Origin of the sequence: Pseudomonas sp. NFACC16-2 (assembly GCF_900119205.1) — a bacterium.
GTDB classification, from domain to species: domain Bacteria; phylum Pseudomonadota; class Gammaproteobacteria; order Pseudomonadales; family Pseudomonadaceae; genus Aquipseudomonas; species Aquipseudomonas fluorescens_Q.
On record NZ_FPIX01000001.1, the window covers coordinates 499760 to 514130 of the forward strand.

At 61.8% G+C, this 14371-nt stretch carries 12 protein-coding genes; 5 read left to right on the plus strand and 7 right to left on the minus strand.

Going from position 1 to position 14371, the window contains the following annotated elements:
* The first annotated feature begins 31 nt into the window (after positions 1 to 31).
* Positions 32 to 1030, plus strand: coding sequence for a glutathione S-transferase family protein (locus tag BT116_RS02070; RefSeq protein WP_072339602.1), 999 nt, complete (start codon positions 32 to 34; stop codon positions 1028 to 1030).
* Between the two features lie 128 nt (positions 1031 to 1158).
* Here BT116_RS02070 and cysG read toward each other — a convergent pair whose 3' ends face one another.
* From cysG to BT116_RS02100, 6 genes are all read right to left on the minus strand, one after another.
* A complete protein-coding gene (gene cysG / locus BT116_RS02075) occupies positions 1159 to 2553 on the minus strand; it encodes a siroheme synthase CysG (protein ID WP_072339604.1) in 1395 nt (464 codons plus the stop codon).
* A complete protein-coding gene (serS, locus tag BT116_RS02080; RefSeq protein ID WP_072339606.1) occupies positions 2554 to 3834 on the minus strand; it encodes a serine--tRNA ligase in 1281 nt (426 codons plus the stop codon). It abuts the gene before it with no gap.
* 12 nt (positions 3835 to 3846) lie between these two features.
* Entirely contained in the window at positions 3847 to 4224 is a 378-nt protein-coding gene (gene crcB, locus BT116_RS02085; protein WP_063320494.1) for a fluoride efflux transporter CrcB, read from the minus strand.
* A complete protein-coding gene (locus tag BT116_RS02090) occupies positions 4221 to 5546 on the minus strand; it encodes a replication-associated recombination protein A (protein WP_072339609.1) in 1326 nt (441 codons plus the stop codon). The genes crcB and BT116_RS02090 overlap by 4 nt, the downstream gene beginning before the upstream one ends.
* Before the next feature lie 94 nt (positions 5547 to 5640).
* Positions 5641 to 6264 (minus strand): outer membrane lipoprotein periplasmic chaperone LolA, encoded by a 624-nt coding sequence (gene lolA / locus BT116_RS02095; protein WP_072339611.1) that lies wholly within the window; start codon positions 6262 to 6264, stop codon positions 5641 to 5643.
* 57 nt (positions 6265 to 6321) lie between these two features.
* Positions 6322 to 8727, minus strand: a complete 2406-nt coding sequence (locus tag BT116_RS02100) for a DNA translocase FtsK (protein ID WP_063320491.1) — start codon at positions 8725 to 8727, stop codon at positions 6322 to 6324.
* A gap of 308 nt (positions 8728 to 9035) precedes the next feature.
* Between BT116_RS02100 and trxB the strand changes: the two genes are divergently transcribed.
* The 4 genes from trxB to infA all read left to right on the plus strand — a co-directional run bounded on the left by trxB (position 9036) and on the right by infA (position 11865).
* Positions 9036 to 9995, plus strand: a complete 960-nt coding sequence (gene trxB / locus BT116_RS02105) for a thioredoxin-disulfide reductase (protein ID WP_072339613.1) — start codon at positions 9036 to 9038, stop codon at positions 9993 to 9995.
* Positions 9996 to 10076: 81 nt separating this feature from the next.
* Positions 10077 to 10757, plus strand: coding sequence for a leucyl/phenylalanyl-tRNA--protein transferase (gene aat / locus BT116_RS02110; RefSeq protein ID WP_072339615.1), 681 nt, complete (start codon positions 10077 to 10079; stop codon positions 10755 to 10757).
* 58 nt (positions 10758 to 10815) lie between these two features.
* The gene (locus tag BT116_RS02115) at positions 10816 to 11523 is read left to right on the plus strand and encodes an arginyltransferase (protein WP_063320488.1); all 708 of its coding nucleotides are present in this window, start codon (positions 10816 to 10818) and stop codon (positions 11521 to 11523) included.
* 123 nt (positions 11524 to 11646) lie between these two features.
* Positions 11647 to 11865, plus strand: coding sequence for a translation initiation factor IF-1 (gene infA, locus BT116_RS02120; protein WP_002553999.1), 219 nt, complete (start codon positions 11647 to 11649; stop codon positions 11863 to 11865).
* 217 nt (positions 11866 to 12082) lie between these two features.
* Here infA and clpA read toward each other — a convergent pair whose 3' ends face one another.
* Positions 12083 to 14353: an ATP-dependent Clp protease ATP-binding subunit ClpA gene (gene clpA, locus BT116_RS02125; protein WP_063320487.1), complete on the minus strand. Its 2271-nt coding sequence runs from the start codon at positions 14351 to 14353 to the stop codon at positions 12083 to 12085.
* Positions 14354 to 14371 lie beyond the last annotated feature (18 nt).

The window sequence follows — 14371 nt, forward strand, 5'->3', positions numbered from 1 at the left end:
TCTCCAATGATTATTGAGCGAGGAGATCCAGATGGGTTTGTTGGTCAAGGGCCGCTGGCAGGACCAGTGGTATGAAAGCAAGGACGGCACCTTCCAGCGCGAACAGGCGCAGCGCCGTCATTGGGTCACCGCCGACGGCAGCGCTGGCCCCTCGGGCGAGAGCGGCTTTGCCGCCGAGGCCGGGCGCTACCATTTGTATGTCTCCCTGGCTTGCCCCTGGGCCCACCGCACGCTGATCGTGCGCAAGCTCAAGGGCCTGGAGGCGCTGATCGATGTCTCGGTGGTCAGCTACCTGATGCTGGAAAACGGCTGGACCTTCGACAAGGCCCACGGCTCCACCGGCGACAAGCTCGACCATCTGCAATTCCTGCATCAGCGCTACACCGCCGACACGCCGGACTACACTGGCCGCGTCACGGTTCCGGCCCTTTGGGACAAACGCCAACAGCGCATCGTCAACAATGAATCGGCGGAAATCATCCGCATGTTCAACAGTGCCTTCGACGGCTTGACCGGCAACGGGCTGGACCTCTATCCCGAACACCTGCGCGGCGACATCGACGCGTTGAACGAGCGGATTTATCCGGCGGTGAACAATGGCGTGTATCGCGCCGGGTTCGCCACGACCCAAGCCGCGTATGAAGAAGCCTTCGACCGGCTATTCGCCGAACTGGATTGGCTGGAAGCGTTACTGGAAACCCGCCGCTACCTGGCTGGCGAATACCTGACCGAGGCCGACATCCGCCTGTTCACCACGATGATCCGCTTCGACGCGGTGTACTTCGGGCACTTCAAATGCAACCTGCGGCGCATCGCCGATTATCCGAACCTGTCGAACTGGCTGCGGGAGCTGTACCAGTGGCCGGGCATTGCCGAGACCGTGGATTTCACGCATATCCAGGGCCATTACTATGGCAGCCACAAGACCATCAACCCCAATGGAATCGTGCCCAAGGGGCCGAAGCAGGATTTCAGGGTTGCCCATGATCGGGGGCGGTTGAGCGGAAAAGGGATCTGGCAGCACCAATGAGATCGTTCCCACGCTCCGCGTGGGAATGCCGCCCGGGACGCTCCGCGTTCCGTTCTTGGCGTGACGCAGAGCGTCACCGGATGCATTCCCACGCGGAGCGTCGGGAACGATCAACGGTGCGGGTCTTTCTAGACCTGCCCCTGAGCCCCTTCAAACCAAGCCAGTTTCTCGCGCAACTGCACCACTTCCCCAACGATCACCAGCGTCGGCGCATGCACCTCATGCTCGGCCACCAGCCGTGGCAAGTCCGCCAAGGTGCCGGTGAAGACCCGCTGGTTCGACGTGGTGCCCTGCTGGATCAACGCCGCTGGCGTATCCGCCCCGCGACCGTGCTTGATCAACTCGTCGCAGATCACTGGCAACCCCACCAAGCCCATGTAGAACACCAGGGTCTGGGCAGGCGAAACCAGGTCCGCCCACGGCAAGTCGCTGGTGCCATCCTTGAGATGGCCGGTGATGAAACGCACCGATTGGGCATAGTCGCGATGGGTCAGCGGGATCCCGGCGTAGGCCGCGCAACCACTGGCCGCGGTGATGCCCGGGACGACCTGGAACGGAATGCCATGGGCTGCCAGTTCTTCGATCTCCTCGCCGCCGCGCCCGAAGATGAACGGATCGCCACCCTTCAACCGCACCACGCGCTTGCCCTGGCGGGCCAGGTCGACCAATTGCTGGTTGATCTGGTCCTGGGGCACGGCGTGTTCGGAACGGCGCTTGCCGACGTAGATGCGCTCGGCGTCGCGCCGGCACAGTTCCAGGATCGCCGGCGCCACCAGGCGGTCGTACAGCACCACGTCGGCCTGCTGCATCAAGCGCAAGGCGCGGAAGGTCAACAGGTCCGGATCACCCGGCCCGGCGCCCACCAGATAAACTTCGCCCGGTGCGTTCGGCGCCTGGCCATCGATCTTTTCCCGCAGCAGACGCTCGGCTTCCGCGCCCTGCCCGGCCAGTTGCCGGTCGGCGATAGGGCCCTGGAACACGTCTTCCCAGAACGCCCGTCGTTGCTGCACATCGGGAAACAAGCCTTTGACCTGGCGGCGAAAACGCGCCGCCAACCCAGCCAACTGCCCATAGGTCGACGGAATCCAGGTTTCCAGCTTGGCCCGGATCAACCGCGCCAGCACCGGCGCATCGCCGCCACTGGACACCGCGATCACCAAGGGTGAACGGTCGACAATCGCCGGGAAGATCACGCTACACAGCGTCGGCGCATCCACCACGTTGACCGGCACGCAACGCTTATGAGCGTCTGCCGAGACCTGGGCATTGAGCGGTTCGTCGTCGGTGGCGGCGATGATCAGGCCGCAGCCGTCCAGATCCGCTTCGACGTAACCACGCAGGATGCATTCACCGCCGCTGCCACTGACCAGTTCCCGCAACTGCGGTTCGATGTCGGGTGCGACCACCCGCAGCAATGCGCCGGCATCGGCCAGCAAGCGGGACTTGCGCAAGGCAATCTCCCCGCCGCCGACCACCAGCACGCGGCTGCCGCGCAGGTTGTGGAACAGTGGCAGATAGTCCATTTAACCGATGACCTCGATGCCGCCCATGTACGGTTTCAACACCTCGGGCACACGGATCGAACCGTCGGCCTGCTGGTAGTTTTCCAGCACCGCCACCAGGGTACGACCCACCGCCAGGCCGGAGCCATTGAGGGTGTGGACCAGTTCCGGCTTGCCGGTTTCCGGGTTGCGGAAACGCGCCTGCATGCGGCGGGCCTGGAAGTCGCCGCAGTTGGAGCACGAGGAAATCTCGCGGTACTTGTCCTGGCTCGGAATCCAGACTTCCAGGTCGTAGGTCTTGACCGCGCTGAAGCCCATGTCGCCGGTGCACAGCGCCAGGGTGCGATACGGCAGCTCCAGCAGTTGCAGGACCTTCTCGGCGTTGGCGGTCAGGCTTTCCAACGCTTCCATGGATTTCGACGGCTCGACAATCTGGACCATCTCGACCTTGTCGAACTGGTGCTGGCGGATCATGCCGCGGGTATCACGGCCCGACGCCCCGGCTTCACTGCGGAAGCACGGCGTGTGGGCGACGAACTTGATCGGCAGTTGCTTGGCGTCGACGATCTCGCCGGCCACGATGTTGGTCAGCGACACTTCGGCGGTCGGGATCAGGTACAGGTCGGCCTCGCCGTCGCGGCTGATCTTGAACAGGTCTTCCTCGAACTTCGGCAACTGACCGGTGCCTTGCAGCGCCGGGGCCTGGACCAGGTACGGTGTGTAGGCTTCTTCGTAGCCGTGCTCGGTGACGTGCAGGTTGATCATGAACTGCGCCAGGGCCCGATGCAGACGCGCGATCGGCCCACGCAACAGGGCAAAACGGGCGCCCGACAGCTTGGCGGCGGTTTCGAAGTCCAGCCAGCCGAACTTCTCGCCCAGGGCGACATGGTCCTGCACCGGGAAATCGAAGGCTGTCGGCGTGCCCCAACGGCGCACTTCGACGTTGCCGCATTCGTCTTCCCCGACCGGCACCGATTCGTGAGGCAGGTTGGGGATGCCCAGCAGGATCGAATCCAGTTCGGTCTGGATTGCGTCCAGCTCGACCTTGCCGGCGCTCAACTCGCCCGCCATGCGCTCGACATCGGCCATCAGCGGCGCGATGTCTTCACCGCGTTGCTTGGCCTGACCGATGGATTTGGAGCGCGAGTTACGTTCAGCCTGCAGGGCTTCGGTGCGGGTCTGGACGATCTTGCGCTGTTCTTCCAGCGCTTCGATGCGCGCGACGTCCAGGGCAAAGCCACGGGATGCCAGGCGGTCCGCTACGTCCTGAAGGTTGCTACGTAACAGTTTGGAATCGAGCATGTCGGTCTCTCGTTAGATAAGTTTGGTCAGGGACAGGCCGGCCCAGGTGGCGAGCAGCCCGCCGAATACGCTGATGGCCGCGTAGCCCAGGGCCAGCGGCACCTGCCCGCTTTCCAGCAGGCGCACCGTATCCAGTGAAAAGGATGAAAAGGTCGTCAGGCCGCCCAGGAAGCCGACGATGAGCCCGGCACGCACTTCGACAGGCACTTCCGGGCGAATCAAAAACAGGCCGTACAGGACGCCGATCAGCAGACAGCCCACGATATTAACGGCCAGCGTCGCGGTATAGAAGTGCCGCGGCCAATTTGCGCTAACCCAATTGCTGGTGGCGAACCGTGCCAGGGTGCCGGCAACACCGCCAGCGGAGACTGCAAGGATCAAGGGAATCAAGGTTTTCTCCGCTGCCGTGGACTCAGGCGGTCCAGTTGCGCCAAGTGGTTGAGCTTCTCGCCGATCTTCAGCTCCAGGCCCCGGGGCACCGGCTGGTAGAACCGCTGGGGTTCGAGTTCGTCGGGAAAATAGTCTTCACCGGCGGCATAGGCGTCCGGTTCGTCGTGGGCGTAACGGTATTCATCGCCATAGCCCAACTGCTTCATGAGCTTGGTCGGCGCATTACGCAGGTGCAGCGGTACCTCGAGGGAACCGTGCTCGGTAGCGCTGCGCATCGCCGCCTTGAAGCCCATGTACACGGCGTTGCTTTTTGGCGCGCAGGCCAGGTAGGTAATGGCCTGGGCCACGGCGAGCTCGCCTTCCGGGCTGCCGAGGCGCTCCTGCACATCCCAGGCTGCCAGGCACAGGCTCAGGGCCCGCGGGTCGGCATTGCCGATGTCTTCGCTGGCCATGCGCACCACGCGCCGCGCCAGGTACAGCGGATCGCAGCCGCCGTCGATCATGCGCGCAAACCAGTACAAGGCCGCGTCGGGGTTGGAACCACGGATGGATTTGTGCAGCGCCGAAATCTGGTCATAGAACGCCTCGCCCCCCTTGTCGAAGCGACGCCGGGTATCGCCCAGCAAGCTTTGCAGCAGCTCGACGCCAATCTCGCTGTCATCTTCGGCCAGGTCCGAGGCGTTTTCCAGCAGGTTGAGCAAGCGTCGGCCATCGCCATCGGCGGCTGAAAACAGGATCTGGAAGCCTTCATCGCTGAGGCTCAAATGCCGCTTGCCCAGGCCGCGCTCCTCGGTCAGCGCCCGATGCACCAGCTTGCGCATCGCCGTCTCGTCGAGGCTCTTGAGCACATAGACCCGCGCCCGGGACAGCAAGGCGTTGTTGAGTTCGAACGAAGGGTTTTCGGTGGTCGCACCGATGAAGATCAGCGTGCCGTCTTCGACGTAGGGCAGGAACGCGTCCTGTTGGGACTTGTTGAAACGGTGGACTTCGTCGACGAACAGGATCGTGCGCTTGCCGTATTGCCCGGCCTGCTGCTTGGCCACTTCCACCGCCTGGCGGATCTCCTTGACCCCGGCCAGCACCGCCGACACCGTTTCGAAATGGGCGTCCGAGACTTCCGCCAGCAGCCGCGCCAGGGTGGTCTTGCCCACACCCGGCGGGCCCCAGAAGATCATCGAGTGCAACGCACCCTGCTCCAAGGCTTCGCGCAAAGGCTTGCCACGAGCGAGCACATGCTCCTGGCCGACGTACTCATCCAGGTTGGTCGCACGCAGGCGGGCGGCCAATGGCTGGGCAATCGGGGCGCTTCGAAACAGGTCCATCACTACTTACACAACCTCCGCTGGGTCCTGTTGCCAATCCTCTCTGCCGGAGCAGATCGGCCCCCACAGGCCATTTCCAACAGGGGGCCAGTGTTTATTCCTGGATTACATCGGCACCCTTGGGGATGTCGAACTTGAACTTGGACGCGGCGATCGGCTCGTTGGCCTTGACCCCGGTGAACAGGATATTGGTGCGCTGGCCGACACTGTCGATCAGTTGCATATCGTTGACCAGGCCGTTACGGAACGACAGGCGCAGGCTGTCGAACAGGCTGTCCTTGGTCTTGGGCTTGAGGGTGAAGTCAATCACGCCCCCAGCCTCCTTGGAGGAGATCTCGAAACTCTGGCTGATCTCGGAGATGTCGCCGGAGAGCAGCAACGCCGGCGTCTGGGTCAGACGCTGGTCGAGGGTCTTGATGGTCACCTGTTCCAGGTCCGGGTCCCATAGGGAGACTTTCTTGCCATCGGAGACCATCAGTTGTTCGGCTGGCGCATCGGTGTGCCAGTAGAACAGACCTGGACGCTGCAGGGCCATGTCGCCGGCGGTTTCCTGCAATTGGGTACCACTGCCATCGAGGGTCAACTGGGAGAAGCGTGCCGTCAGGGTCTGGGAGCCCCCCAGCAATTGGGTCAGGCGGGCCACATCCTTTTCGCCGGCGTGGGCCGACATAGTAGACAAGGCCAGTACGGGCAACAGCAACATGCGAATCAGGCGCATGGGAGTCCTCATGAAGTCGTGGGGGTCGAGCGGCGTATGAGCAGGCCGCCCGGGTCGTTAGTCGCGCATCGGGCCCGGCGCTAGTACTTCGCGCGAGCCGTTGGTGTTCATGGCCGTCACCACCCCGGCCATTTCCATGGCTTCGATCATGCGGGCGGCGCGGTTGTAGCCAATCTTCAGCTTGCGCTGAACGGCAGAAATCGAGGCCCGGCGGCTCTCCAGGACGAACTGCACCGCTTCGTCGTAGAGCGCATCGGTTTCAGCATCGTCGTCACCGCCGCCGCTGCTGCCCTCGAAACCGCTGCCGGCTTCTTCGACACCGTTGAGGATGTCGTCGTTGTATTCTGGGGCGCCACGCAGCTTCCAGGCTTCCACCACGCGGTGCACTTCGTCGTCGGAGACGAACGCGCCATGCACGCGAATCGGCAGGCTGGTGCCCGGCGGCATGTAGAGCATGTCACCGTGACCAAGCAACTGCTCGGCGCCGCCCTGGTCGATGATGGTCCGTGAGTCGATCTTGCTCGACACCTGGAACGCCATGCGCGTCGGGATGTTGGCCTTGATCAGGCCGGTGATCACGTCCACCGACGGCCGCTGGGTGGCGAGAATCAAGTGGATACCGGCCGCACGGGCCTTCTGGGCAATACGGGCGATCAGCTCTTCGACCTTCTTGCCGACGATCATCATCATGTCGGCGAATTCGTCCACCACCACCACGATGGTCGGCAGCTTATGCAGCAATGGCGCTTCGTCGTGAATATTTTCGCGGTGATACAGCGGGTCGCTCAACGGCGTGCCGGCCTCTTCGGCTTCCTTGACCTTGGCGTTGAAGCCCGACAGGTTGCGCACGCCCATCTTCGCCATCAGCTTGTAGCGGCGCTCCATCTCCGCGACGCTCCAGCGCAGCGCGTTGGCGGCGTCCTTCATGTCGGTGACCACCGGGCACAGCAAGTGCGGGATGCCCTCGTAGATGGACAGCTCGAGCATTTTCGGGTCGATCATGATCAGCTTGGCGTCTTCGGGGCCGGACTTGAACAGAATCGACAGGATCATCGCGTTCACACCCACCGACTTACCGGAGCCGGTGGTACCGGCCACCAGCAGGTGGGGCATCTTCGCCAGGTCGGTGATGACCGGCTTGCCGCCGATGTCGTGCCCCAGGGCCAGGGTGACCGGCGACTTGTGGTTGTCGTACTCAGGCGTCGACAACACTTCAGAGAAGCGCACGATCTGCCGGTCTTCGTTGGGAATCTCGATACCCACGGTGGTCTTGCCGGGAATCACTTCCACCACCCGTACGCTGGTCACGGCCAGGGAACGCGCCAGGTCCTTCGCGAGGTTGGCGATGCGGCTGACCTTCACGCCGGCGGCCGGCTGGATCTCGTAGCGGGTGATGACCGGGCCCGGGTGGATCGAGTCCACCGAGACCTCGACACCGAACTCCTTGAGCTTGATCTCCAGCAAATGGCCAACGGCCGCCAGGGATTCGGGGGAATAGTTGAGTTGTTTCTTCTCGGCCGGGTCCAAGATCGAGATCGGCGGCAAGGTGCCTTCCACCGCGCTGTCGACGAACAGCGGCGCCTGTTTCTCCTTCTGGACGCGCTTGCTTTGCTCGGGCGGCTTGGCCGGGGCCATGGTGATGACCGGCGGCACCTGTTTCTCGCGCTCGGACATGTGCTTGCTCAACGCCTGCTCACGCTCGATCAGGCGCTCCTTGACCTTGGCCTGCTCGCGTTTGTCCGGCGTCGTCGGGGCTACCACGTCGTGGACGCGGTCGTCGACTTCACGCAGTTGCGCCACCAGTTGCTTGCGCTCGGTGCGCGCCGCCCACCAGCGGTTCATCGCGCCCTGGATCAGTTCGATCAGGTCGAGGGTGATCTTGCCGGTGACGTCCATGACCTTGAACCACGACAGGTCGGTGAACACCGTCAGGCCGAACAGGAACAAGGCGATGAACAGCAGCGTACTGCCCTGGATGTTCAGGGCGTTCCTGGCCAGGTCGCCGAGGCTTTCCCCCAGCGCCCCGCCCGCCCCGGCCGGCAAGCCGGTGGGCGCGTGGAAATGGATATGGGCCAGTGCGGCACCCGACAACACCAGGAACACCAGGCCGATCAGCCGCCAGGAGAACAGCCAGCCGCTCCACTGCCACGGCTCGTGGCGCTGGCGGAAGATCTGGTAGGCCTTGATCGCCAGCAGCAACGGGAAGATGTAGGCAAAATAGCCCAGCACCATGAACAGGATATCGGCGCTGTAGGAACCGGCCGGACCGCCGAAATTCTGCACATCGTCGATCTTGCTGTTATGGCTCCAGCCCGGATCGTCCTTGCCGTAGGTCAGCAGGGCCATCATCAGGAACAGGCACAGGGCGCCGATGGCGATCAACGCACCTTCCTTGAGCCGGTAGTGCAATTGCTGGCGCCAGAGCGGAACGACTGGTTTGGGTGCTGCGGTGGATTTCTTCAAAACGCTTCTTTTCCTGCGCCAACGGCGCGTCCATCTGTTGAATGACTATAAAAAACTGCCCACGACGAGCAGGTAAAAAAGTGAATGTGCACAACCGGTACTACTTTTACCACTGTGGGGTGCATCCAGAAAACCGCAGGTGTTGCCGAAGATTTTGATCTTTAGCCCATCCTGCGTTCAAAACTCAAGCATTGTACGGTTTTGTCCGCGCCAAGGCATTGCCTGACAGCATAGCCGAATACAGGGTATACACGCGCCAATTGGACCATGCATTCTCTTTTGTGACAAAGGCTTATGAGGTGTTTTTTATGAGCGAAGTGAAGCATTCACGCCTGATCATTCTCGGTTCGGGCCCTGCGGGGTACAGCGCTGCCGTCTATGCTGCCCGCGCCAACCTCAAACCCGTTGTCATTACCGGCCTGCAGGCCGGTGGCCAGCTCACCACCACGGTGGAAGTCGACAACTGGCCCGGCGACGTCGAAGGCCTGACGGGCCCGGTACTGATGGAACGCATGCAACGGCACGCCGAGCGCTTCGACACGCAGATCGTCTACGACCATATTCACACCGCCAAGTTGCAACAGCGTCCCTTCGAGCTTATCGGCGACAGCGGCACCTACACCTGCGATGCGCTGATCATTGCCACCGGCGCTTCCGCGCAATACCTGGGCCTGCCCTCGGAAGAGACCTTCGCCGGCAAGGGCGTTTCGGCCTGTGCAACCTGCGATGGTTTTTTCTATCGAAACCAGGTGGTGGCCGTGGTCGGCGGCGGTAACACGGCGGTCGAGGAAGCCTTGTACCTGTCGAACATCGCCAGGGAAGTGCACCTGATCCACCGTCGCGACAAGCTGCGTTCAGAGAAGATCCTGCAAGACAAACTCTTCGAAAAGGCCGCCAGCGGCAATATCAGGCTGCATTGGAACCAGAACCTGGATGAAGTCCTGGGCGACGCCAGCGGCGTGACTGGCGCGCGCCTGCGCCACAGTGAGACCGGCGAAACCAGCACCTTGCCCCTGGCCGGCGTATTCATAGCTATCGGCCATAAACCCAATACCGAGCTATTCCAGGGCCAGTTGAAGATGCGTGACGGCTACCTGCTCGTACGCGGCGGCAGCGAAGGCAACGCCACCGCGACCGATATCGAGGGCGTGTTCGCCGCCGGCGATGTGGCCGACCACGTCTATCGCCAGGCAATTACCTCCGCCGGTGCCGGCTGCATGGCCGCACTCGACGCTGAGAAGTATCTCGATGACATCCCTGCCGTTTGACGGTTAACCTTCCAGGCGGACGCTCACGGATGGGCGAAGCCCACCACCTGCCGCCCTCCCCTTCTACTAAGCCGGATACCAATGCTGACCTGGTTACAACGCAACAGCTTCGAGTTCCCGCCCCTGGCAAAAGCCATGCGCGACCCCAACGGGTTATTGGCCGCCGGTGGCGATCTATCCGCCGACAGGTTGATCCAGGCGTATCGCCATGGTTGCTTCCCATGGTTTTCCGAGGGGCAGCCGATCCTCTGGTGGTCGCCAGACCCGCGCACGGTGCTGTTTCCCGACGAACTGCACATATCCCGCAGCCTGGGCAAACTGCTGCGCAAGCAGCGCTATGAAGTGACGTTCGATCGGGATTTTGCGGCAGTCATCCAGGCCTGCGCGGCGCCGCGGGAGTATGCCGAGGGCACCTGGATCACCGACGCCATGCAAACCGCCTATCTGGAACTGCACCGACGCGGTTTCGCCCATTCGGTGGAAGTGTGGGACCAAGGGGCGTTGGTGGGCGGCCTGTATGGCTTGGCCATGGGCCAGCTGTTTTTTGGCGAGTCGATGTTCAGCCGGGCCGACAACGCGTCGAAATTCGGCTTCGCGAGGCTGGTCCAACACCTCAAGGCCGCCGGTTTCGTGCTGATCGACTGCCAGATGCCCACCGAGCATCTGCACAGCCTGGGCGCCCGCTCGATTCCACGGACTGAGTTTGCTGGCTATCTCAAGGCCCATCTGGATCAACCCAGCCACGCAACCTGGGTTTGCTGAGCGACATTCGCGCGCGTGGCTTACACTTAAATCTAAAAGCTTATCCCGAGGGTTGATCATGACCGAGTTGGCGCGCTTGAAGTTCTATGCCACTCAGCCCCACTCTTGCAGTTATCTGCCGGAGGAGCAGGCCACGACGCTGTTCCTCGACCCCAGCCAGCCCATGGATGTGCATGTCTACGCAGACCTGTCGGAAATGGGCTTTCGTCGTAGCGGCGACCACCTCTACCGGCCCCACTGCCAGCATTGCAACGCCTGCGTCCCGGCGCGCATCCCTGTGACGCAATTTTTGCCCAACCGTCAGCAGAAACGCATTTTCAAGCGCAACGCCGATCTTCAGGTCCGCCCGGCCAAGCCGCAGTTCACCGAAGAATATTTCGACCTGTACCAGCGCTACATCGAACAACGCCATGCCGATGGCGACATGTACCCACCCAGTCGGGATCAGTTCTCGACGTTCCTGGTGCGTGACCTGCCGTTTTCCCGCTTCTACGAGTTCCGACTGGACGGGCGCCTGGTCGCCATCGCCGTCACGGACCTGCTGCCCAATGGACTTTCGGCGGTGTACACCTTCTACGAGCCGGACGAAGAACGGCGCAGCCTGGGACGGTTTGCCATCCTCTGGCAAATCAACGAAGCCCGGCGCCTGGGCCTGGAAGCGGTGTATCTGGGCTACTGGATCAAGAACTGCAAGAAAATGAACTACAAGACCCAATATCGCCCCATTGAACTGCTGATTAACCAGCGGTGGGTTGTCCTGAGTTAGACCCCTTCGGCTTATAAAGCTAGAACCCCTTGGCTTGAACCCCCTTTTTCGGGCACAATGCACGCCGCTTTTGCCTGGCGCAGTTGCACCGGGCCATTCACTGGATACCGAGGGCTTTACTGCATGTCGAAAGAAGACAGCTTCGAAATGGAAGGCACTGTCGTCGACACCCTGCCCAACACCATGTTTCGTGTGGAGTTGGAAAATGGGCACGTCGTAACCGCGCATATCTCCGGCAAGATGCGCAAGAACTACATTCGTATTCTTACCGGTGACAAAGTGCGCGTCGAGCTGACGCCCTATGACTTGAGCAAAGGGCGCATCACTTACCGCGCTCGCTAACAAGTCAATACAAAACGCCCGGCTGATGCCGGGCGTTTTTGTTTGCGCGCAACGCGGATCATTCCCACGCTCTGCGCGGGAATGCAGCCAGGGATGCTCTGCGTCCCAAAAGCCGAACGCGGAGCGTCCGTTGAGGCATTCCCACGCGGAGCGTGGGAACGATCCCATACACAGCAAAAAGGCGCCTTTCGGCGCCTTTTGCTTTGTTGCGGGTCGATCAGGCCATTTCGGCCGTGGTTTCGAAGTCGAAGGTCAGCTCGCCATCCTTGATGTCGATGTGCACCACACCGCCATGCTCGGCCAGTTCGCCAAAGAGGATTTCCTCGGCCAGCGGACGCTTGATCTTGTCCTGGATCAAGCGAGCCATCGGCCGCGCACCCATCGTCACATCGTAACCACCTTCTGCCAGCCAACTGCGGGCCGCATCGGTGACTTCCAACAAGACACGCTTGTCTTCGAGCTGCGCCTGAAGTTCGGTAAGGAACTTGTCCACCACGCTCTTGATGACTTCATGGCTGAGGCGACCAAACTGGATAATGGTATCCAGGCGGTTGCGGAATTCAGGCGTGAAGCTCTTCTTGATCACTTCCATCGCATCGGACGAGTGGTCCTGATGGGTGAAACCGATCGAAGCGCGAGCCGCAGTTTCGGCACCGGCGTTCGTGGTCATGATGATGATCACGTTGCGGAAGTCCGCCTTGCGCCCGTTGTTATCGGTCAGCGTGCCGTGGTCCATGACCTGCAGGAGCAGGTTGAAGACTTCCGGATGCGCCTTCTCGATTTCATCGAGCAACAATACGCAGTGTGGCTGCTTGGTGATGGCTTCGGTCAGCAGGCCGCCCTGGTCGAAACCGACATAGCCTGGAGGCGCACCGATCAGACGCGATACGGTGTGGCGCTCCATGTACTCGGACATGTCGAAGCGAACCAGCTCGATACCCATTGCCTTGGCCAGTTGCCGCGCCGCCTCGGTCTTGCCGACGCCGGTAGGACCGGCGAACAGGAACGAACCCACGGGCTTGTCCGGCGATTTGAGACCGGCGCGGGACAGCTTGATGGCGGTCGACAGCGAGTCGATGGCCGCATCCTGGCCGAACACCGTCAGCTTCAGGTCACGCTCCAGGTTGCGCAGCAACTCCTTGTCGGAACTGGTGACGTGCTTAGGCGGAATACGCGCGATTTTTGCCACGATGTCCTCGACCTGAGGCACTTCGATGCGCTTGACGCGCTTCTCCAACGGTTGCAGGCGCTGGTAGGCACCCGCCTCGTCGATGACGTCGATGGCCTTGTCCGGCATGTGCCGGTCGTTGATGTAACGCGAGGCCAGCTCCGCCGCCGCACGCAGGGCTTCATCGCTGTATTCGATGTTGTGGTGCAGCTCGAAACGCCCTTTCAGGCCGCGCAGGATACCAATGGTGTCCTCCACTGAAGGCTCCGACACATCGACCTTCTGGAAACGCCGGGCCAGGGCACGGTCTTTCTCGAAGATCCCGCGGAATTCCTGGAACGTGGTCGAGCCGATGCAACGGATATCACCCGACGACAGCAATGGCTTGAGCAGGTTCGATGCATCCATGACTCCACCCGACGCCGCCCCGGCACCAATAATGGTGTGGATTTCGTCGATGAACAGGATCGCTTGCGGACGTTTTTTCAACTCGCCGAGCAACGCCTTGAAGCGTTTCTCGAAATCGCCGCGGTACTTGGTACCGGCCAGCAAGGCACCCAGGTCGAGGGAATACACCACGCTGTTGGCCAGCAGGTCCGGCACCTGGTCGTCAACGATGCGCTTGGCCAGGCCTTCGGCGATTGCGGTCTTGCCCACGCCCGCCTCGCCCACCAGCAATGGGTTGTTCTTGCGACGCCGAGCCAGGATCTGGGCAACACGCTCGACTTCCGCTTCGCGCCCGACCAGCGGGTCAATGCGCCCCTGGCGTGCCAGTTCGTTCAGGTTGCTGGCATAGGCATCCAATGGGTTGCCTGAAGAAGAAGACTCACCGCCCTCGTCGTCCTGCATATCCTGCTCACCCTCAGAATGATCGCCATGCCCCGGCACCTTGGAGATGCCATGGGCGATGTAGTTGACGACATCGATACGCGCAACGCTCTGCTGCTTGAGCAGGAACACCGCCTGGCTTTCCTGCTCGCTGAAGATGGCAACCAGCACGTTGGCGCCGGTGACTTCACGCTTGCCCGAGCTCTGTACATGGAAGACAGCACGCTGCAGGACACGCTGGAAGCCCAAGGTTGGCTGGGTTTCGCGATCCTCGTCATGAACGGGGATCAGTGGCGTGGTGGAGTCGATGAACTCCTGCAGATCATGCTTGAGTTTATCGAGGTTCGCGCCGCAGGCACGCAAAACGGTGGCGGCAGCCTCGTTATCCAATAGGGCCAGCAGCAGGTGTTCGACGGTCATGAATTCATGACGCTTCGAACGAGCCTCCTTGAAGGCAAGATTGAGGGTGACTTCGAGCTCGCGGTTTAACATAGCTTCACCTCATACCCA